Annotated in this window: 17 protein-coding genes, 1 tRNA gene and 1 riboswitch; of the genes, 6 read left to right on the forward strand and 12 right to left on the reverse strand. The window is 60.4% G+C overall.

Translation table 11 applies throughout. From position 1 onward, the window contains the following. Positions 1 to 106 precede the first annotated feature (106 nt). The 3 genes from ACYBHZ_RS00945 (at position 107) to ACYBHZ_RS00955 (ending at position 3,769) form a co-directional block, all read left to right on the forward strand. Positions 107 to 295, forward strand: coding sequence for a hypothetical protein (locus ACYBHZ_RS00945; RefSeq protein ID WP_460272309.1), 189 nt, complete (start codon positions 107 to 109; stop codon positions 293 to 295). A gap of 310 nt (positions 296 to 605) precedes the next feature. Then, complete coding sequence (locus ACYBHZ_RS00950; protein ID WP_460272310.1) at positions 606 to 2,120, forward strand: acetyl-CoA hydrolase/transferase family protein; 1,515 nt, start codon at positions 606 to 608, stop codon at positions 2,118 to 2,120. A gap of 245 nt (positions 2,121 to 2,365) precedes the next feature. After that, the gene (locus ACYBHZ_RS00955) at positions 2,366 to 3,769 is read left to right on the forward strand and encodes a dihydrolipoyl dehydrogenase (RefSeq protein ID WP_460272311.1); all 1,404 of its coding nucleotides are present in this window, start codon (positions 2,366 to 2,368) and stop codon (positions 3,767 to 3,769) included. Positions 3,770 to 4,318: 549 nt separating this feature from the next. Here ACYBHZ_RS00955 and ACYBHZ_RS00960 read toward each other — a convergent pair. The 6 genes from ACYBHZ_RS00960 to ACYBHZ_RS00985 form a co-directional block, all read right to left on the reverse strand. Continuing rightward, positions 4,319 to 4,525: a hypothetical protein gene (locus tag ACYBHZ_RS00960; RefSeq protein WP_460272312.1), complete on the reverse strand. Its 207-nt coding sequence runs from the start codon at positions 4,523 to 4,525 to the stop codon at positions 4,319 to 4,321. 173 nt (positions 4,526 to 4,698) lie between these two features. Then, entirely contained in the window at positions 4,699 to 6,702 is a 2,004-nt protein-coding gene (locus tag ACYBHZ_RS00965; protein WP_460272313.1) for a phosphotransferase, read from the reverse strand. Next, positions 6,686 to 8,545 (reverse strand): ABC transporter ATP-binding protein, encoded by a 1,860-nt coding sequence (locus ACYBHZ_RS00970; RefSeq protein WP_460272314.1) that lies wholly within the window; start codon positions 8,543 to 8,545, stop codon positions 6,686 to 6,688. The genes ACYBHZ_RS00965 and ACYBHZ_RS00970 overlap by 17 nt, the downstream gene beginning before the upstream one ends. 2 nt (positions 8,546 to 8,547) lie before the next feature. Next, positions 8,548 to 9,687 (reverse strand): glycosyltransferase family 4 protein, encoded by a 1,140-nt coding sequence (locus ACYBHZ_RS00975; RefSeq protein ID WP_460272315.1) that lies wholly within the window; start codon positions 9,685 to 9,687, stop codon positions 8,548 to 8,550. After that, on the reverse strand, positions 9,687 to 10,958 hold the full coding sequence (locus ACYBHZ_RS00980) for a glycosyltransferase family 4 protein (RefSeq protein ID WP_460272316.1): 1,272 nt from the start codon (positions 10,956 to 10,958) through the stop codon (positions 9,687 to 9,689). Before ACYBHZ_RS00980 ends, ACYBHZ_RS00975 begins: the two co-directional genes overlap by 1 nt. Then, a complete protein-coding gene (locus tag ACYBHZ_RS00985) occupies positions 10,958 to 12,217 on the reverse strand; it encodes a glycosyltransferase family protein (RefSeq protein WP_460272317.1) in 1,260 nt (419 codons plus the stop codon). The genes ACYBHZ_RS00980 and ACYBHZ_RS00985 overlap by 1 nt, the downstream gene beginning before the upstream one ends. A gap of 258 nt (positions 12,218 to 12,475) precedes the next feature. On the opposite strand from ACYBHZ_RS00985, the gene ACYBHZ_RS00990 reads away from it, so the two are divergent. Both ACYBHZ_RS00990 and ACYBHZ_RS00995 read left to right on the forward strand, forming a co-directional pair. Then, positions 12,476 to 14,107, forward strand: a complete 1,632-nt coding sequence (locus ACYBHZ_RS00990) for a sensor histidine kinase (RefSeq protein WP_460272318.1) — start codon at positions 12,476 to 12,478, stop codon at positions 14,105 to 14,107. Continuing rightward, positions 14,100 to 14,780 carry a response regulator transcription factor gene (locus ACYBHZ_RS00995; RefSeq protein ID WP_066708885.1) on the forward strand — a complete coding sequence of 227 codons (681 nt, stop codon included), beginning with the start codon at positions 14,100 to 14,102 and terminating at the stop codon, positions 14,778 to 14,780. The genes ACYBHZ_RS00990 and ACYBHZ_RS00995 overlap by 8 nt, the downstream gene beginning before the upstream one ends. A gap of 578 nt (positions 14,781 to 15,358) precedes the next feature. On the opposite strand, the gene ACYBHZ_RS01000 is transcribed toward ACYBHZ_RS00995, so the two are convergent. The 3 genes from ACYBHZ_RS01000 to trxC all read right to left on the reverse strand — a co-directional run bounded on the left by ACYBHZ_RS01000 (position 15,359) and on the right by trxC (position 16,247). Next, positions 15,359 to 15,535, reverse strand: a complete 177-nt coding sequence (locus tag ACYBHZ_RS01000; protein WP_460272319.1) for a transposase — start codon at positions 15,533 to 15,535, stop codon at positions 15,359 to 15,361. Positions 15,536 to 15,639: 104 nt separating this feature from the next. Next, positions 15,640 to 15,715, reverse strand: a tRNA-Ala gene (locus ACYBHZ_RS01005). 70 nt (positions 15,716 to 15,785) lie between these two features. Next, the gene (trxC, locus tag ACYBHZ_RS01010; protein WP_460272320.1) at positions 15,786 to 16,247 is read right to left on the reverse strand and encodes a thioredoxin TrxC; all 462 of its coding nucleotides are present in this window, start codon (positions 16,245 to 16,247) and stop codon (positions 15,786 to 15,788) included. Between the two features lie 71 nt (positions 16,248 to 16,318). Between trxC and ACYBHZ_RS01015 the strand changes: the two genes are divergently transcribed. Further along, the gene (locus ACYBHZ_RS01015) at positions 16,319 to 16,501 is read left to right on the forward strand and encodes a hypothetical protein (protein WP_460272321.1); all 183 of its coding nucleotides are present in this window, start codon (positions 16,319 to 16,321) and stop codon (positions 16,499 to 16,501) included. On the opposite strand, the gene gcvP is transcribed toward ACYBHZ_RS01015, so the two are convergent. Genes gcvP through gcvT form a run of 3 tightly spaced genes read right to left on the reverse strand, consistent with a single transcriptional unit; the run spans position 16,502 to position 20,897 of the window. Next, positions 16,502 to 19,348, reverse strand: coding sequence for an aminomethyl-transferring glycine dehydrogenase (gene gcvP, locus ACYBHZ_RS01020; RefSeq protein WP_460272322.1), 2,847 nt, complete (start codon positions 19,346 to 19,348; stop codon positions 16,502 to 16,504). Positions 19,349 to 19,360: 12 nt separating this feature from the next. Continuing rightward, complete coding sequence (gcvH, locus tag ACYBHZ_RS01025) at positions 19,361 to 19,720, reverse strand: glycine cleavage system protein GcvH (RefSeq protein WP_460273169.1); 360 nt, start codon at positions 19,718 to 19,720, stop codon at positions 19,361 to 19,363. 37 nt (positions 19,721 to 19,757) lie between these two features. Further along, entirely contained in the window at positions 19,758 to 20,897 is a 1,140-nt protein-coding gene (gene gcvT, locus ACYBHZ_RS01030) for a glycine cleavage system aminomethyltransferase GcvT (protein ID WP_460272323.1), read from the reverse strand. A gap of 133 nt (positions 20,898 to 21,030) precedes the next feature. Further along, positions 21,031 to 21,115: riboswitch (glycine riboswitch) on the reverse strand. Between the last annotated feature and the right edge of the window lie 39 nt (positions 21,116 to 21,154).

Genomic DNA, 21,154 nt, shown 5'->3' on the forward strand with positions numbered 1-21,154 from the left:
GCCGCGCCAAGCAGACCATTGACCGCTTTGCGACCAATTTGATCTAGGCACGGGACCGCTTGTGGATTTCATGTTATACTCTACGCCGTAAATAGGAGGAGAAACCATGACACGTCACATCACAGACACGTCTCGCCGAGAGACTGGAAACGGTCGCACGTCTCATTATGTCCCCATTGATCGCGCCGCAACACGCGCGCCGACATGGGATAAAATAGACCGCGCCCGCAAAGCACCGAAAGATGCTTCCCGCGTCAAACAGTTCCTGCGGATCGACCGCGGCAAAACCACCTGAGTCGCGCCATTGATACTCCGCTGTGTGGGCCGCGACTGACGGCCCCGCAGGCTTTGCGAATTTGGATAAAAATTAGTTTGCAAAGATGTAAGCCAGCCACTGAATTGCAAATTTCGTTTCGAAAATCTGTGCACAAAAGTATACCGGGGGTTTCCATAGCCCTTTTCGCAAGAAAGTGACTGGCAGCCCCCCTCCACAAAAGAATAGATGCACTCAAGCTCGACGTACTCTCGGGAGGAAGTGCGTCTGAAGTTTTCTCTCAAATCCCCCCGTCTGTCCAAAATCCGTTTCAGCTATGGAGAGACTTACCTTGTCCACCGCCAAGCGCCACGTGCCTCAATCTCTGCAATCCAAAATCATGTCCGCGGAAGACGCTGCCAGCCTGATCGGCAATGGCACCACCATCGGCATGAGCGGCTTCACCGGCTCCGGCTATCCCAAAGCCGTACCGCAAGCGCTCGCCCGTCGCATCGAAGCCGAGCACAGCAATGGCGATCCGTTCAAAGTGAACATCTGGACCGGCGCATCGACTGGCCCCGAGCTGGACGGCGCACTGGCCAAGGCTGACGGGATCAATTTCCGCCTGCCGTTCAACACCGACAAAACCATGCGTGATAACATCAACGCAGGTAAAACCAATTACACCGACATCCACCTGAGCCAAGTCGCCCCGATGGCTTGGGAAGGGTTCTTCGGTAAAATGGACACGGCTGTCATCGAGCTTTCCGGCATCGCCGAGGACGGCTCCCTGATCCCGTCCTCCTCCGTCGGCAACAACAAAACCTGGCTCGAACTGGCGGATAAGGTCATCCTTGAGGTCAACTCCTGGCAGACCGAATTGCTCGACGGGATGCATGACATCTACTACGGCACCGCTCTGCCGCCGAACCGTGTGCCGATCAAGATCACCAAACCGGACGACCGCATCGGTCAGACCCATTTCAACATTGACCCGGCAAAAATCGCGGCCATCGTGCACACAGATACGCCGGACCGGAACGCGCCCTTCACGCCGCCCGATGCCACCGCGCAATTCATCGCTGGCGAGATCATCGAATTCCTGAAATGGGAAAGCAAACGTGCGGGCCTGCCGCCGAGCCTTCTGCCGCTGCAATCGGGCGTCGGGAACGTACCGAACGCTGTGCTCACCGGCCTGATCGACACGCCCTTTGAGCAGATGACCGCCTATACCGAGGTTATTCAGGACGGCATGCTCGATATGCTCGAAGCCGGAGCCCTGCGCATGGCTTCCGCAACCGCCTTCTCGCTGAGCCCGGAAAAAGCGCAGTACTTCAACGACAACGCGCATATCTTCCGCGACAAGCTCTTGCTGCGTCCGCAGGAAATCTCGAACCACCCCGAAGTGATCCGTCGCCTTGGCTGTATCGCGATGAACGGGCTGATCGAGGCCGATATCTACGGCTCCGTCAACTCGACCCACGTCATGGGCTCTCGCATGCAAAACGGCATCGGCGGCTCCGGCGACTTCGCCCGGAACTCCTACTTGTCGATCTTCGTGACGCCGTCGACCGCGAAAGGCGGTGCGATCTCCGCCATCGTCCCGATGGTCGCCCACACCGACCACATCCCGCAGGACGTCCACGTCATCGTCACCGAACAAGGTCTGGCCGACTTGCGTGGCCTCTCGCCCCGCCAACGCGCCGAGCTTGTGATCGAGAAATGTGCGCACCCGGATTATCGTCCGATGCTGCGTGACTATTACGAACGCGCGAAGAAAAGCTCCTTCGGTGGCCACGCCCCGCATGATCTGCGCGAGGCGCTCAGCTGGCACCAGCGCTTCATCGAAACCGGCTCGATGAAGTAAGACACTCCACAAGATAATCGAAAGGCTCTCCCTCTGCGGAGGGCCTTTTTTATTGTCCTGCCCTAGCACGCCCCCCCACCATCCGGATGTTTCCCGCAGTAAAGGCCGACGCTTTGCCGACACATGTCCGACAGGATGCAGACGCGTATCTTTGACACAGGTTTTCCCCCTGTCCCTTTTCCGGCAGGGCGACTAACATATATTTAAAAATGAATATTTAAAAGAGACTCAGAAAGGATGGGATCATGACTCGCAAAGTCGACGTGGTTGTCATCGGAGCCGGCAGTGCTGGCGTCACAGCGCTCTACACGCTTCTCAGAGCCGGGAAATCCGTCGTTTTGATCAACAGCGGGCCGGAGGGCACCACCTGTGCCCGTGTCGGCTGCATGCCATCGAAAGCCTTGATCGAAGCCGCCTCTCTCTATCACTCCAAGGACCGTCTGGAGATGTTCGGCCTGCGTGGGGCCGAGGCCCTCAGCGTCGATGGCCCCGCCGTCCTCGCCCGCGTCCGCGCCATCCGAGACAAGCTGGTGAATGGCTTTGTCACCCGAACCCACCGCCATCTTGATGAAACGCAATTCATTAATGGGCATGCGAAAATCACCTCCCCGACAAGTGTCGAAGTGAACGGCGAGCGCATCGAGACCGATGCCATCATCATCGCCACGGGTTCAACGCCCGTCCTGCCTGCCCCGTTCCGCGCATTGGGCGACGCGCTTCTGACCACAGACACGATTTTCGAGGAAGAAGACCTGCCGAACTCCCTCGCCGTGATCGGCCTCGGCGTCATCGGCTGCGAGATCGGCGTCGCGATGGGGCGTCTTGGCGTCGAGGTACACGGTTTCGACGCCGCCCCTGTGATCGCCGGGATCAAAGACCCTGTGGTGGCCGCGGCCGCGATGGACTGGCTCGGAAAGGACATGTCCATCACGACGGGCGTTGCCGTTGAACCCCGCCTTGAGCCGAATGGTCAGGTCACCATTCAAGCGGGCGCCAAAACCGTCACCGTGGACCGCGTGTTGGCAAGCATCGGCCGCCGCCCGAATGTGCAAGGCCTCGGGCTGGAAAATCTCGGTGTCGAGCTGGATACCCGCGGCATGCCACCCTACGACCCGGAAACACTCCAGATCGGCGATCTTCCGGTCTATCTCACGGGTGACGCCAATGCGGACCGCCCCCTCCTACACGAAGCCAAGGACGAGGGCAAAATCGCCGTGCTCAACATCCTTGCGGGGGAACGCAAACCATTCCATCGGCGCGTCCCCCTTGGCATCGCGTTCACCACACCGCAAATCGCCTCTGTCGGCGCGTCACTGGATACGTTGGACCCGGAGACCACCGCGATTGGCAGCGCCTCTGCCGCCAACAACGGGCGCTCAAAGGTCAAAGCCGACACCGACGGGATCATCCGGATCTATGCCGACAAGAACAGCCTGAAGCTTTTGGGGGCCACTTTGGCCATTGCCGATGCGGAACATATGGCGCATTGGCTGGCGCTGGCGATGGAACAGGGCATGACGCTGGACGCCTGTCTCGCGTCGCCCTTCTACCACCCTGTTCTTGAGGAAACCTTGCAGGACGCCTTGATGGATTGTCTGGCCAAGACCGGACAGAAACTCCCGCATCCTCCGGGGCTGACACCGGCCTGAATAAAGGTGAGAAGCAATTCGCCTGATGAAGAAGAACAGACAGACGCCGACGGTTGAGACACTGTCGGAGTCTTATGTTTAGGCGATGCGCCCACGTCACAAAACACGCCACTTGAGCGCAGCACCGCACGATCAGACCTGTCGATTGTCAGTGGAGAAAAAAGCGCACGAAATGCAAAAAACGAACTCGGAACACCTCTTAAAACACTGTTTTATTTGCAAATTAAAAATAATCTCGCCCACATAAACGTGCACGTTTGGATCATACACGCGCGACATGAGTTACGTCCTCCAAACTCCGAAAGCGAGGTGCTGCCGTCCCGACAACAAAAAGGCCCGCGCAGCGGCTTGCCTCCACCAGCGCGTCAATCAGCAGCTCAATTACGAGCCCCCAGCGATAGGAACAGGCACAGGAAAGTCGTCGATAGAAATCCATCGAACTAAGCGGTGTGAAGCCGACCCCGCGGTATCGGCATAGGCAAAACAAAACGCACCGACCGGAGCAGATAGGCTAGTGGCTCTTCGCTGTTGATGTGACCGGCAAGTTCGTCAACGCCCGACAGGCATGAAGGTTGATCCGCCGTTGAGTTGATCGATGCCGATGAGATCATGTGTCTGGCCCGGCGTCAGACAAAGCGCAATGGGCCTCCGCGCCTCGTCGGTCGGGGCATGAACCTTGGTCGTCCACCCGTAGAACCCCGCGCCGGTAAGCACGGTGGCTGGTAACACAGTCTTCGACGGGCTGACCGCGATCATGGCACAGGTCTCGCCCCGCAAACCAACCTATCATGGCTGCGTCGACGGCGGGTGATCCTCGCCGGATTTACCGGAGGCTCCAAGCATTGAGCAGGACGGAGCATCATGCGCAAAGCAACAAACAAGATAAGCCAAACTCGCTGAGTACAGGAGATTTGGCCTGCCTCCAGATTTCAGACATGATGTTTCAAATGCGCAATGATTTTTTCCGCTTCATGCCGCCGGTCTGAAAACCGCTGAGAGATGTGGATGTGCCGGGCAAGAGAAATCCGCCGGGCAGCGGTGATGCGGGACATATCAGGGAGAGACGCATGCGCGGCATAACCGTCCAGAAAAGCCATGTCCCGGGCCAGGGTCGTGCCAAGCCCATTATGATACCGAAGCGCCAGCTCATCGAGATGGGCTAGAAAGTTGCCGAGGTCAATCGCCGGGTCCCCCATGGCCACCAGATCCAAATCCAGAAGCGCCACCCCCCCCGCCGAACAGATCACCTGATCCGGATAGAAATCCCGATGCAAAAGGACCGGTTCCGCGGGTGTTTCAAGACGCGCAATATCGGGGGCAAGCGCCCGTTCGACCGCTTGCAACGCCGAGATGTTCTCAGGCGCACGCGCTTTCTCGGCTGCAAGGGCCTGTGTCAGGACGGCGCATTCCTGTGCAAGCGTCCAGTCGCGTTCGACTTCGACCCCACTGGTGTGCAACCGGGCCAGCGCCTCTCCGGTCTGCCGAAGGGCGTTGCGCAAAACCACTTCTGACGTGCCGTTCAAGAGCAGACACGTCAGATCAGGCCCTTTTATTTCCTCTTGAAACCAAAGACATACCTCTTTCATCTCTGCGAGGACAACAGGCACCTGCACCCCATGCCTGCCATCCAGCCCGGCCGCGCGCAGAGCAGACTGAAGCGCAGGCGTGCGGCGATCGGCGCGGCCAAAGCGCAATTTGCCATAGGCCGCACGCCCCACGGCGTCGGCATAGCGGAAAATGGCTCTGCGACCGGGTTTCAGACGGAGACAGTGCACCTCGCTCGGTGTCCAGCCAAGCGCATCAGCGACAGTGCCGGGGGTTTGAGCGATATGGAATGCGGGTGTGCCCAGAGGGGCCAGAAGTGCTTCAACCCGTTGCAACAGCGCTGCGCAGCGCTCTGGCCAGTTCGGGTGACGATCACGGAAGGGTTCGATCAGCAATCCCGCGAGGGCGGCGGCGCGATGCGCGCGGATGTCCTCCGCTGGCATCCCGTAGCCGTCGAGAAACGCCTGGCTCAAATCTTGTCTTGTGTTGGGGTCGTAATCGAGCCGGGCCAGAAAACTTGCGACATCGCACAGAGGATCGCCCGTTCCGGCACGGTCCCAGTCGATAAAACACACTGCGTCATCGGGGGTTACGATCACCTGATCGGCGCTGAAATCACCATGGCTGGCCGCAACCTTGGGACGACACGCGGCAAGATGCCCGGAGAGCATCGCGGCACAATGCAGGGCACGCGGGGCAAGATCGGGCAAAAGATCAGCCAGATCGCGCAGCGACCGAGACGGGTCGGTCGCGGGCAAAGGGCACAGCCCGCGCATCGGGTGCCGGTGCAAGTCTGCCAGCCGTGCACCGATCCGGCGATAGAGCTCAGGGCTTGGACTGTGATCCGCCGCCCGGCCGGCCACCCATTCGATGTCAAGCGTCGCCTGTTTCGCATCACTGGCAAGCAGCCGCGCGCCACCGAAACCTTCGCCCAAACAGGCCCCGGCGCGGGCCTGATCAAAGAGACCGGGCGCAAAGGCCCGGCGCAACCCGCCGTCAATGCGTTGCACAAATCGGCGGTTGGGTTTGAAGGTCACAAGACTGTCGGGATCGGCTTTGCGCAGTTTCCGGGCCGCCGGAATTTTCCTGTCACGCCAGACCGGCAGGGCAACAAGGCAAGCGGGCACATCCCAAATCCCGTGTTTGCGCCAGTTCGGACGCGACAGATAAGTCTCGAAACGTGCTTCGGGCGCGGTCCGCAGGACAAAGAATTGCCCGTCGGCGCACCGAGCCGTGGCTGTGGCATTCACCCCGGGCTTGTAGCGCAGATAGGTCAGTTCCGCGGGGTGCCCCAGAAGTCGGGCCAGATGTTCGGGATCCAAAAGCGCGGCCAGACCGGGCAAGCCGGGATCACGGGCGACAAGATCGCGGTCAGCCTTGCAGAGCATGTTTGCCTCCGCTCTGATGGGCAAACAATCGGGCGAAACCGGTCTCTGTCGCGGCCAGACGGTCCGGCGTCCCGTCTTCCTGCACCCGACCGTCCCCCATCAAGATCACCCGATCGAAACAGCGCGCCAGCGACAGGTCGTGGGTAATGATCAGCGTGGTTCGATCGCGCGCCAGCCGCAGGATTGCCCGGCGCAGATGGGCTTCGCTTTCGGCATCCAAACCGACAGTTGGTTCGTCCAGCATCAGGATCGGGGTTTGACACAGAGCGGCCCGCGCCAAAGCGATCCTCTGCCGTTGACCGCCGGAGAAATTCGCGCCGCGTTCGGCCACTTCGGTGTCATAGCCATCGGGCATGGCGGTGATAAAATCCTCCGCACCGGCAAGCCGCGCGGCGGCGCGAATGTCATCGTCACTGATCTCCCGCCCTGCCCCAAGGGCGATGTTTTCCGCGACGGTTCCGGCAAACAGCACCGGGTCCTGCGGCAGAAAGGTGATCTGGGCACGCAGGCTGTCGAGTGTCACGGCATCGACCGGCGTGCCGTCGATGAGGATCGTGCCGCCCTGCGCCTCTCTCAGGCGCAGCAAGAGCCAGAAAATCGTGGACTTTCCGATGCCAGATGGACCGATCAAGGCAACGGATTGCCCCGCCGGAATATCGAGAGAGAAATCTTTGAGAACCTGCCGCCCGTCGGGGTAATCGAAGCCCACCCTGTCAAAGGAGATATGCCCTTGAAACACCGGGGCCGGATGGGCATCGGCACGGTCGCGGATCTCCGGTTCGGTGTCGAGCAGATCGAACACGCGTTCGGCGGCGGCAGAGGCCTTGGCAAGACGCCCGGAGTATTTCGCATAGTCTCTCAACGGCCGGAACGTGTTCTTGAGATAGGTCAGAAAAACAAGCAGATCGCCCGGTGTGAGCCGCCCGGCAAGCACCGCATGTGTGCCGAACCACAAGACGGCGGCGGTGGTCAGACCGATCATGACATCGACGCTGCGTTCCATCAGGGCGCCAAGACGCCCGGTCTTGATGCTGTCGCTTTGACTGGCACCGTTGGCGGATTGAAACAGCCGCCCTGTGGCCTCTTCGAGGCGCAGCGCCTGTACGGATCGGATCGCACCAAGCATTTCAGAGGCGCTGTCGGCCAGACTGGCCTCGCGTTTGCGCTGCACCCGGCTGGCGGTTTTGATGCGGTTGCCGATCCGCGTGGTCATCAAAAGCAGCACCGGCACCGGCAAAAGCGTCAGAAGCGCCAGCGTCCAGTCGAGCCACATCATCACCGCAACCATGCCGGTGAGAATGAAAACATTCGTCAAAAGCGGCATGACGGCGGTGGTGGCGGTGTCCTTGAGCATGCCGACATCGCCGATCAGTCGCAGGGTCAGATCGCCGGGGCGGGTGGTGTCGTGAAAGGCAGGCGGGAGCTTTTGCAGATGGGCAAAGAGATCGCGCCGCAAGCCGGTCAGCGCCCGACTGCCCGCCACGGCAAACAGACTTGTCGAAACGAATTGAAACAAGGCGCGCAAGCCGATGACAAGCGCCAGCCCCACGGCGCAGAGCGCGATAAAGGCGTTGAGACCAGAGAGGGTCAGCCCACCGATCAGCGTGACCGTGAAAGGGCCTTCGGTCGGGGTGCGCACCACCCGGTCGATGATGAATTTGAGCGGCCAGGGTTCCAAAAGGCGCATGGCCGTGGCCATCAAAAGCGCCAAAACACCGGAGATCAGCGTGCTGCGAGACCCGGCCAGATAGGGGCTGAACCGGCGCAACATGCGTATGAACGCAGGCAAAGCATCGCGCAGACGGTCTTTGCGTTTGCCGCGCAACGTCCTCGAACCGCCCATGATCACAGCCCCTCAGAGGCCACAAGCAACTGGCTCCGTTCGAGCACGGTTCTGGCATTGGCCTGCCAGGTGTGATGGGCGATGACATGGCGGTGCCCTGCCTCTCCCATACGCCGGGCCCGCTCCGGGTCTTGCGCGAGGGTGGCAATCGCCCGGGCCAAGGCTGCGGGGTCATCGGGCGGGCAGATCAGGCCAGTGTCGCCATGCGTCACGATCCGGGCCAGATCGCCGACATCGCTGGCAATCACCGGCAGGCGCGCGCCCATATATTCATAAAGCTTCAAGGGCGAAAAATAGAACTCCTGAGCCGCCGAATAGGGCGCGATTCCGACATCCGTTCTGGCCAGCCAGTCCGGCACCGCGTCATGCGGGATCAGCCCGGAAATCTCGCCGCCAAGCGCTGCGATCCGCTCAGAAAACCGCGCACGCTCCGGTCCGTCGCCGACGATCAACAGACGAATATCGGGCCGTGTGGCATGCAAAATCTCCATGGCGCTGACCAGCACATCAAGATCATGCCAGGGCTTGAGACTGCCGACGAAGCCGACGGTAAAGGGTCGGTTGTCCTGACGAGGGCGGTCATACATCGCGGGGTCAATGGCGTTGGGCAGATGAAGCACATTTTCTGCTCCGTGATCCTGCGCATAGCGGACGACCTGAGGGCTGACGGCGGCGACAAGGGCGGCGGACTGCATGGCCGCCTGCGTGGACGTCAAACAGTCCTGCGGCAAGATCATCTCGCGATGCCGTTGCTGTTCTTCCATCAGTGGCGCGTTGACTTCGAGCACGGAGGAGACGCCGGCCTCCCGCGCCCATGTCATCGCGCTGTGCGACAGAAGTGCGTGGCGTTCATAGACAAGGTCGAACGGCCCGGCGTCGCGCAAAATGTCCGGCAGGGCTAGGTCGAGCGCCATAAGCGCCTGCATCCGCGCCTCAGCGTTGGATGTCGACGGTAGAGACAAAGGCACAACCGGCGTCGTCTCAAGCCCCTTTGGGCGTGTGCCTTCACAGCGGGGCGAGAACAGGGTGACCTCGGCCCCCATGCTCTGAAACGCCCGGACCATGGATTGCACATGCACAGAGGCCCCTTTTGCACCAAAAACCGGAATGCCGGGATCGAGACAGATGTAAGCGATGCGCATCAGAGGCCTCCCTGAGCGGCCACAGCCCGGTCATCACAGCGCAACCTATCGAAAATCCGACCCAGTTCGGCGGCGTTCTTGTGCAGGTTGAAATCGGCTTCGATCCGCGCGCGTGCGTTGCGCGCGAGCGTAGCACGCAGCTCGGAATCGCGCCAAAGCCGGGCAAGCTGATCAGCGAGATCGCGGGGATTGCCCTCCTGCGCCAAAAGCCCGGTTTCTGCCTGTGCCACCAGTTCAGGAATGCCGGTCACAGGGGTGGCGACGACCGGACAACCGAGCGCCATGGCCTCAAGCAGGACGGTCGGCATGCCATCGCGATTGCCGTCGGACCCCACGATACAGGGACAGGCCAAGAGCGTCGCCTTCTGCATCGCGCGGATGATGTCGTCTTGCGGCATCGGGCCGATCAGGCGCACGGTTTCGGACAGGCCGGAGGCGTCGATCTGGTCCTGCAATTCCTGCTGCATGTCACCGCCGCCGACGATCCGGCACGGCAGGCGCAGCCCCTTGTCGCGCAGGATGTGCAGAGCCTCGACAAGAATATGAAACCCCTTTTTTTCGACCAGACGCCCGACAGCCAGAATCCCATGCGGCTGATCTTGCGGGGCGGACCAAGTGAAGGCGTTCAGATCGATACCATTGAAAATCCGAACCAGCTTTTGGGGATCACAGCCCAAACTCTCGTTCAGATACCGCACATTGTAATCGGAGACCGTGACCACCGCATCTGCATCGGCCAGCTTGAGCGGCAGGTGATGATCCTCATCGTAATCGCAATAAATATCCTTGGCATGGAGTGTCACCGACCAGGTGATCCCGGCCAGAGCCGCGGCGATGCGGGCAACGGTGGCCGCCAGCGTGCCGAAATGCGCATGCAGATGGGTGATATTCCGGCTCAGACAGTCCAGCGCCAGAAGGATGGCCTGATACAGGTCGCTCTCACTGCTCTCCGGAAACTGCATCATGGCCGTCATCGCCGTGGGGCGCAGGACGTAAAGCGCCTTTTGTGCCTCCCAAAGCGAGTCCTGTTTGCGCAAAGGCTGACGCAGACGCGTCACGGGGGCACGCACTTTCGAAATGATATTCTGGAAATGCGTTTCCTCGACCGGACGCAGCGCAAAGATTTCGATCTCGCGCCCCTCTGCCTCATGGGCAAGGATTTCGTTGACGACGAAGGTCTCAGAAAACCGCGGATAGCGTTTGACGACATAGCCGATCTTGCCAGTCGTCTGTGCCGGAAAACCAATGGGAGACGGGGAGGAAACGGTCATCAGAGAGCTTCTTTCAGTGCTGGGGAGGAGGAGGTGATCGACGGGGCTTGGGCGAGAATTTCGGCGGCACGGTTGCGGACGCGTTCAAACCCGCTCATATTGAGAGGGCGGGCGGGCCGCGCCGCCGCTTGTGGCCGCGACAGCCACTGGCTCAGACTGTCGGGGGACAGATGTTCGGGCAAAAGCATATCCACGGCGCCTGCGCGCGACAGCCGTTCGGCCCGGATCACCTGTTCGCGGCGAGGGCGGGTGCGCGGGACGATGAGGGACCGTTTGCCGAAGGACAGCGCCTCGCACACGGTGTTGTAGCCGCCCATGGTGATCACCCGGTCGGCAGCGGCGAACAGTGAGATCGGTTCCGGCAGAAAGCGCAGGATCTGCATGTCGTCACGTTCGCCAATCTGGCGCGTCAGGGCGGCTTGATCCTTGCCGGGCATCTGTGTGCCGGTCAAAATGATGCCGCGCCGGTTCGGGGGCAGCGTCGTGCGGGCAAAGCTGTGGCAAAGATCGGCCCCGTCCTTGCCCCCGCCCACGGCACAGAGGACGAAGGGACGGTCGTCCTTGTCCGGCAAAGATTTCGTGGCGGCCTCGGTGGCACGGGGCAACGACAGCCGATGCCGTTGATCAAGATACCCCATGAAGCGGCTGCGGGCGCGGAAATCCGCGCTGAACCCATATTCTTTCGGCAGATCGAAAAAGGCGCGGTCGCCATAGATCCAGATCTCGTCAAACCAGTCACGCAACGCACGCTGGTTTCGTTGCCGGAGCCATTGCGCCCGCACGGTTTCCGGGCTGTCGATGATATCGCGGAGCCCGAGAATGACACGGGCACGCCCGCGCTTTCGCAGCATGTGTAAAGCCGGATCAAGTTCGCCCTGACACCCGCGCGGAACATTGTCGACAATCATCAGATCGGGGTCGAAGGCCGCCAGCGCCGCCTTGATCGTCTCGGCGCGCAACACCGCGATCGTGCGCAGATCAAGACCAAGATGCCGGGCCTCATAGGTGCCCTCGGCGGTCTTGCCATAGGCCGGCAGGGTCAGCATGTCGACGCCTTCAGGGATATGGAACCCGCCCGCCTCGTGCATCCCCGCAATCATCAGGATGTCGGGCCGGGGTTCGATGCTGCGCAGGGCTTGGGCCAACAGAAGATTGCGGCGCAGATGCCCGAAACCGACGGTGTCGTGGGAATACAGAACGATGCGCGGCGCACCGCCGTGCCGGGTGATTTTCGCACCGTTTGCAGAGAAATGTTTCATCGTCTGGTCCACCGATCCTTTTGCGGTTCCCGCAGGCGTATTGCGGGGCTGTTTTGCGTATCGGATAAGGTGGGCAGCCAAGATTGGAATTCAAATTAGAACTTTACGAGGCCGCGCCCGTGAAGATTAGAAGTTTATAAGAATGCCGTCTCGGGTGCTGTGTTCTTCTGTCAGGTGAATTAAATCAGGTCCGCGTGCAGGTGCATGACAGACCTGCGGCCGCACAGGGCGTGGCATGCGCCAAGAGGAGGATAAGGGATGAAAATCCGGGCAAAGCTTCTGGTCAGCCACGGTTTCGTGGCACTTGTGGTCGGCTGTATCTGTGTCCTGATCCTGATTGGATTACAGGCCACGGACGACTCCCGGCATTCCTTTGAACGCAGCTATGAAAGCCTGCGCGAGATCAATGAACTGAACTCGGACGCCAACCGGCTTTCCGAACAGATCGCGGAGTTGTTCACCGTGGGTCTCGAAGGGCGCGGCGAAGTAACCGAAGCCTACGACCATCTGATCGTTCAACTCGATGTGTTGCAAACCGCACTGGAGGCCGATCTGGCCGGGGCGGCGCCCGAAGACCGGGAAAGCGCGCAGGCCATGCTCGACTGGATCACCGAACTTCAGACAGAGGTGGAAGGTCTCGGCGCCGCTGGGGTGGAGATTTTCGATCTGTTGTCGAAAGGCCAGCGCGAGGTGGCGCAATCGCTTTATGCCCGCCGGGTGGAGGACGATCTCGACACCAGTATCGGCACGCTGATCGACGAGGCGATCCGGCGCAATGCGCGTAGCGTCACCGCCGAAATCGACGCATGGGACGCGTTGACCGAACGTCAAAGGCTTTTGGCCATCAGCATCGTCGTCACTGCGGCGCTGGTTGCGGTGGGCACGGCCTTGCTTCTGGACAAACAGGTGTCACGCCCGCTTGCCGATCTGTCGGCGGCGGCGGACAATCTGGCAAGCGGTCACGGCGAGATCGCACTCGACACCCGGCGCAGTGACGAGCTTGGCGATCTGGCCGAACGGTTTCAGGAGATGGTGCAACGGATTTCAGAGCAACAGGCCAGTCTGCGGGCCGCCCGCGATTCATTGGCCGAACAGGTCTCTGAGCGCACCGAAAGCCTGAGCCAGCGCACCGAACAGCTTGAGGCCGCGAATGCGCGCCTGCGCGAGCTGGATTCGAGCCGGACCCAGTTTTTGGCAGACATCAGCCACGAGCTGCGCACGCCACTGACGGTGATGCGCGGTCAGGCGGAGGTCGCCCTGAGAAATCCGAACCCGTCGAGTGAATTGCTTCAGGCTGCGATGCAGGCCATGGTGCGCAAGACGGGTCAGCTCGGCCAGCTCGTCGATGACCTGCTGTTCCTCGCACGTTCCGAAGCCGGGGCGATTCAGGTGATCCCCTCCCCGACCATGCTTCAGGAAACTCTGGCGGAGGTGACGATGGATGCCCGGTCTCTGCGCGCCGCCGATGGGATACGCATTGCCCTGCATCAACCGGAAGACCCGGTGATGGTCGATGCCGATCCGGCGCGTTTGCATCAGGCGGTGATGATCATTCTCGACAATGCGATCCGTCATGCGCCGCGCGACAGTGTGGTGTCGATCGACCTGAAACGGTCCGATGGCATGGCATACCTGTCGATTTCGGATATGGGCGAGGGCTTTCACGAAGCGGATATTCCGCATGTGTTCGACCGGTTTTATCGGGGCCGCAACAGTCGCGGGGCTGGTGGCAAGGGCAGCGGTCTCGGTCTGGCCATCGCCTATTGGATCGTCAGCCGTCATCACGGTCGGATCTCCATCGGGCAGGCGGAAAACGGCACCAACGGCGCGCGGGTGGATGTGATCCTGCCGCTGCTCACGGAAACGGACGGGACGGACCGCCATGCATGATATTCTTCTGGTGGAAGATGACGACGAAATCGCGGATTTCATCCTGCTCGGGCTGACGAACGAAGGCTATAACGTCCGACACGCTAATTCTGCGGCGGCGATGTGGGAGGTGCTTGCGGAACGGCAGGTGTCGCTTATCATTCTTGATCGCATGTTGCCGGATGCAGAGGGCGCGATCCTCTGCGAAACCCTGCGGGACACTCATCCCGATCTGTTTATCCTGATGCTTACGGCAAAGGATTCTCTCGAAGACAAGCTGGCGGGTTTGCGGTCTGGCGCAGATGATTACATCACCAAGCCGTTTTCGTTCGAAGAGTTGTTGTTGCGTCTTGAGGCATTGCTGCGGCGACGCGAGGGCGGCATTTCGGAAAAGAACGGAACCCTGTCCTGTGGTGTCTTCGAGTTCGATCTGACCCATAAATCCGTGCAACGCGAAGGTCGGGAACTTGGCCTGACGCCAACCGAATTCGCCCTTTTGAAATATCTGGCCGACAATGCCGGGAGCGTCGTGAGCCGGATGGACATCTTGTCCGGCGTCTGGGGCAAGAATTTCGATCCGAACACGAATATCGTCGAGGTCTATATCGCCTATCTGAGACGTAAGGCAGACGGTCCATTCGATGAAAAGATGATCCGCAATGTGCGTGGCTTCGGCTATGTGCTGGAAGTCTGAGTCCGGATTTACGGCTGTTTGGGGCTCAGACACCCGAGCGCTGAGTGCGGTCTGGTGGCATTGTGGACGTTGTCGATGAAGTTTAGCAAATCGGCGGGACATCATCGAAGGTATCGTATTCAGCGACATAGACCGCCTAAAGCGTTTCTACTTAAACCTGAATCAGGGTTTGAGCAGAAACGCGGAGCAACGTCCAAGCGGAGCGGGCGTTTCGACTTTATGTGATAGATCAAGTTAAAGTCGAAACGCTTTAGACCTTCAGCGTCTTCATGAAGCTCTCGGCCTGTGCGTTATCATACGGATGTCCTCGACGGCTCATCGACCCGAAGAAGCCGTGTCGCTTGAGGATGCGGCGATGTCGGGATGCTATGGCGGCTTTCAGCGCGGTTGCCGTGAGGCACGTCGATATTGCGACCCAACCCATAAAGCGTTCGGCCAAAAACCTGAGACACAGCTTTGGGCCGAACGCCGCGCAACATATGAACATTGCAGGTGCCCCGCCTTTATCCGATGCCTCAGGTTAAAGACGGGCCACTTTGCCCAACACCCCTTGCGCGAGCAGGCATCCATAACGACGGTCAGATAGGCGAAACCAGTCTTGATGGCGGCATAGGTATGTACCCGGCCCAGATCGGGATCAGTGTGCGGCAGATATCATACTTCTGGCTGAGCGCGCGCCTCGCCTCGTTCTGGAAATAGGCTTCGACAACTTCGCGTTTCTTGGCTGTGCTATGTCGTCGATGCTTCTTGGTCATGTGGTTCTCCTTATCAGAACCACGCCCCGGTCGACATCCTCAGATCAAACTGTCCAGCCCGAGGGGCGCACTCCAGGAATGGTCCAATGACACAGGAGCGCTTTTGGTGGAGTCGATCGGGATCGAACCGACGACCTCGTCATTGCGAACGACGCGCTCTCCCAACTGAGCTACGACCCCACATGAACTTTGATTTGGACCTTTTGCACCGGGTTGTCAAGCATCCCGGCGCATGCGGAAAGCCCGCGTATCAAGCGGGCAATTTGCCGTTTTGTTCGACGAAAGCGATGATGTCGCGCGCCGGGCGTGCACCGGCGATCCGGGCCACTTCCTTGCCGCCCTGATAGAGGATCAGCGCGGGAATGCCGCGGATGCCGTTCTTCATCGAGACGGTCGGATATTCCTCCGTGTTGATCTTCGCGAAGCGCGCTTTGCCCTTGAGCGCCTGCGCAGCCTTGGCGAATTCCGGCGCCATCATCCGGCACGGGCCACACCACGGCGCCCAGAAATCGACGAGCACCGGGAGGTCGTCTTTCTTGGACAGGGCATTGAGGGTTTTCGGATCAAGCTCCGACACTTTCCCGGCCATCAACGGTTCGCCGCAAGTGCCGCATTTCGGCCCGGCAGAGAGTTTCGCCACGGGCACACGATTGACCTGACCGCAGGTCGGACACGCGAGTTTCACATCGGTTTTTTCAAGGGTTGCGGCCATGTCCCGCCTCCTTTTCATATTCGAGTTACAGAATATATGTATCCTGACGGAACCCGGTTCAAGAGGCCAAAATGACACCTTTCCGAGACCTAGACGCGGCGGAGCAAGCCCGCCTACGCAACGCCTACGCCGAAGAGATGGCGCGGCAAACCAACACCTGTTCTATGGACGAGAAAATCAGCCGTTTCAACGCATGGCTCGCGCCGCAGGGCATCTCCTTTTCAGAAGACGACCTGCGACCGAAAAAGCGCTGATTATTCCGCCGCCTCGATATAGTGCTCTGGCGGCGGGCAGAGGCAGATCAGGTTGCGATCACCATAGGCGTTGTCGACCCGTCCGACCGGCGGCCAGTATTTGTCCACCCGGAACGCACCCGGCGGGAAACAGCCCTGCTCGCGCGGGTAAGGCCGGTCCCATTCTGCGACGAGATCATTGACCGTATGGGGCGCGTGTTTGAGCGGATTGTTGTCCTGCGGCAACTCTCCCGCCTCGATCTGCGCGATCTCGGCCCGGATTGACAGCATGGCTTCGCAGAAACGGTCCAGCTCTGCCTTGGTCTCGCTCTCGGTCGGCTCGATCATCAACGTGCCCGGCACCGGGAAGGACATGGTCGGCGCGTGAAAGCCACTGTCGATCAGGCGTTTCGCAATATCATCCACGGTCACCTCAGTGGTCTTCTCGAAGGCGCGCGGGTCGACGATGCACTCATGCGCGACGCGACCCTGTTTGCCCTTGTAGAGTACCGGAAACGCGTCATTCAGGCGCGCGGCGACATAGTTGGCGTTGAGGATCGCCACTTTCGTCGCCTGCGTGATCCCCTGCCCGCCCATGAGCATGCAATAGGCCCAAGAGATCGGCAGAATCGAAGCGGAGCCGAAATTCGCCCCGGAGACCGGCCCTATTTCATCCGAGCCATCCGGCGCGCCGGGCAGGAAGCGGGCGAGGTGCTTTTTCACCCCGATCGGCCCCATGCCGGGACCGCCGCCGCCATGCGGGATGCAGAAGGTCTTGTGCAGGTTCAGGTGCGACACATCCGATCCAATCTCGCCGGGTTTCGCCAGCCCGACCAAAGCGTTGAGGTTCGCACCATCAAGATAGACCTGCCCGCCAAAATCATGCGTGATCTTGCAGACCTCTTTCACCGTCTCTTCGAACACACCGTGGGTCGAGGGATAGGTGATCATGCAGGCGGCAAGTTTGTCGCCAGCGGCTTCCGCCTTCGCGCGGAAATCATCGAGGTCGATATCCCCGTTCGGAGCGGTTTTGACCACCACGACCTTGAGGCCGACCATTTGCGCCGAGGCCGGGTTGGTGCCATGCGCGGACATCGGGATCAGGCAGATGTTGCGCCCGCCCTGCCCGTTGGCGCGGTGATAGGCCTGAATGGTCAAAAGCCCGGCATATTCGCCCTGCGCGCCCGAATTGGGCTGCATCGACATGGCGTCATAGCCGGTGATCTCACAGAGCTTTGCGCTCAGATCATCGATCATGGTGCGATAGCCTTCGGACTGATCCTCCGGCGCATAGGGGTGGATCGCGTTGAACTCCGGCCATGTGATCGGCATCATCTCAACGGCGGCGTTGAGCTTCATCGTACAAGACCCAAGCGGGATCATCGCGCGGTCGAGCGCCAGATCGCGGTCGGCAAGACGGCGCATATAGCGCATCATCTCGCCCTCGGCACGGTTCATGCCAAAGATCGGATGTTCCAGATAGCTCGTCTCACGAACGAGGCTTTCCGGGAAACCGAGACCGGGGAAGCCAGACGGCACCTCCGCCTCATGGCCGAAAGCGCGCCAGACCTTGGCGATCACCTCATCGTCCGCCATTTCGTCCATGGCGATGGCGATGCGGTCCTTGCCCACTTTGCGCAGGTTCAGCCCCTCTGAGACAGCGGAGCGCAAGATCACGCCCTGCATCGCACCGACCTCAACCGTGATCGTGTCGTAGAAGGCGGCGGGAGAAACCTTGAAGCCTTCGGACTTGAGACCTTCAGCGAGTTTCACGGCCTTGGCGTGGATTTGCTCGCCAATGGCGCGCAGCCCTGCGGGACCGTGGAAGACGGCATAGAAAGACGCCATGACGGCAAGCAAAGCCTGCGCTGTGCAGACGTTGGACGTCGCCTTTTCGCGGCGGATATGCTGTTCGCGGGTTTGCAGTGACAGGCGATAGGCACGGTTGCCTGCGGCATCAACGGACACGCCGACAATCCGCCCCGGCATGGAGCGTTTCATCGCGTCCTTGCAGGACATAAACGCGGCGTGCGGGCCACCAAAGCCCATGGGCACGCCGAACCGCTGTGCAGAGCCGACGGCAATATCGGCATCCATCGCGCCCGGCTCTTTGAGCATGGTCAGCGCCATGAGATCGGTCGCCATCACCGCCACGGCTTTCGCCTCATGCAGCGCAGCGATCTGGTCGGTGAAATCCGTGACATCGCCATAGGTGCCCGGATATTGGAAGATCGCGCCAAAGACCTTGGACGGATCAAGGCTTGCCGGATCGGCTACGATCACCTCGACCCCGAGCGGCGCAGCGCGGGTTTTCATCACTTCGATGTTCTGCGGATGACAGTTTTCATCGACGAAAAAGCGCATCATTTTCGATTTCGACACCCGCTGCGCCATGGTCATCGCTTCGGCGCAGGCGGTGGCCTCATCAAGAAGCGAGGCGTTCGCAACCGGCAAGCCGGTCAGGTCCGACACCATTGTCTGGAAGTTCAGCAAAGCCTCAAGACGGCCCTGCGCAATCTCCGGCTGGTAGGGCGTGTAAGCCGTGTACCAAGCCGGATTCTCAAGGATATTACGCTGGATCGCGGGCGGCGTGGCCGTCCCGTAGAACCCCTGCCCGATCAAAGACGTCATCACGAGGTTCTTTTTGGCCACCTTGCGGATATGGCCCAAGACCTCATGCTCGGTCATCGGCGCCCAGTCGAGCGGCGCCATCTGGCGGATCGCCATCGGCACGGTCTCGTCGATCAGAGCATCGAGAGAGCGCGCGCCGATCACCTTCAGCATCTCGTCCATCTCAGCGGGAGACGGGCCGATGTGACGGCGGTTGGCAAAATCATAGGGATTATAGGTCGACGGGGTATAGGCCACGATGCGCGTTCCTCAGCCGATAAAGTCTTTGTATTCCGCTTCCGACATAAAGTCGTCGAGCGCGGACATGTCCTCGATCTTCATCTTGAAGAACCACGCGTCGCCCATCGGGTCTTCACCCACTTTGCCCGGATCGTCGGAGAGCGGGGAATTCACTTCCACGATCTCGCCGTCGAGAGGCGCGAGGATGTCGGAGGCGGCTTTCACGCTTTCGATCACCACAACCTCGTCGTCTTTCGACACGGTGGTGCCTTCCTCGGGCAGTTCAATGAACACCACATCGCCCAGTTGCTCTGCGGCGTGCTCGGTGATGCCGACGACGACCAGATCGTCCTCGACGCGGAGCCATTCGTGTTCTTCGGTGAATTTGATGTCAGCGGCCATGTGTTTACGGTCCCTTGCGTAAGTATCAGCGTTTGTAAGTAGAGGTGCGGAACGGCATCGGCGCAACCGTTACGGGCAGGCGTTTGCCGCGCAGCTCAGCGAAAACTTCGGTGCCGTCCACCGAATAGGCAATCGGCAGGTATCCCATCGCGACCGGGCGCTCGACCGAAGGGCCGAAACCGCCGGAGGTGATCTCCCCGATTTGACGCTCGCTCTCGGCAGAAGCAAAGAGCGGTGTGCCTTCGCGCATGGGCGCCCGGCCCTGCGGCAAAAGCCCCACGCGTTTGCGTTCGGCACCGTTGTGAAGTTCCGACAGGATGCGATCCGCGCCGGGGAAACCGCCTTCGCGCGTGCCGCCCGAGCGACGCACCTTTTGGATCGCCCAAGCGATATTGCCCTCGACCGGGGAAGTCGATGTGTCAATGTCGTGACCGTAAAGGCAAAGCCCGGCCTCAAGCCGCAAGCTGTCGCGCGCGCCGAGACCGATCAGCGCGACGTCGTCCATCGCAACGAGTTGCTCCGCAATCTCAGTGGCCAGCTCGGCAGGGATCGAGATTTCAAACCCGTCCTCGCCCGTATAGCCAGACCGCGAAATCCACCATTCGACCGCATCGACAGTGATCCGCACGGAATCCATAAATTTCAGCTCCGTCACCTGCGGCACAAGGCGCGCCAAAGCCGCCTCTGCGGCCGGGCCTTGCAGCGCCAGAAGCGCGCGGTCGGTGATCTCGGTCACATGGACATGATCCGGCAGGCTGGCATTGAGATGCGCGATGTCCTCTGCCTTGCAGGCCGCATTGACCACGAGGAACAGCCCGTCGCCAGTGTTCGAGATCATCAGATCGTCAAGAATACCGCCGGTTTCATCGGTGAAAATCCCATAGCGTTGCCGCGCAGGTTTCAGGCCCAGCACATCCACCGGCACAATGCTTTCCAACGCCAGCGCCAGCGCTTCGAACCCTTCGGGCGAGGTCAGCATCACCTGCCCCATGTGCGAGACATCGAACAGTCCGGCGGCTGCGCGGGTGTGCAGGTGTTCCTTCATCACGCCCAGCGGATATTGCACCGGCATTTCATAGCCTGCAAACGGCACCATCTTGGCACCTTGAGCCACATGGAACTCATAAAGCGGCGTGCGGTTCAGATCAGTGTTCAGATCGGTCATAGCGTCCCTTTGCATATCGCCGACGCATCTCGGCATCACCTTCGCAGGTTTCCCCACAGGATGCCCCCTCTGTCTAGGTGCCTGAGATCGTTATCCCTTCGGCGGAGGCAAAAACCCCTCTCTCCAGAGTGTTGACCGTGCGAAGGTCCGTTTACCTGAGAGTTTCCCGGGGCGGTTGCTCCTTCGGTAGGGGTGTCCCCTTCTCCCAACGCACGACGTTTTTGGGACGTTATGCGAGGTCCGGATTCGGAGCAAGT

It is taken from the genome of Celeribacter sp. ULVN23_4 (genome assembly GCF_054788345.1).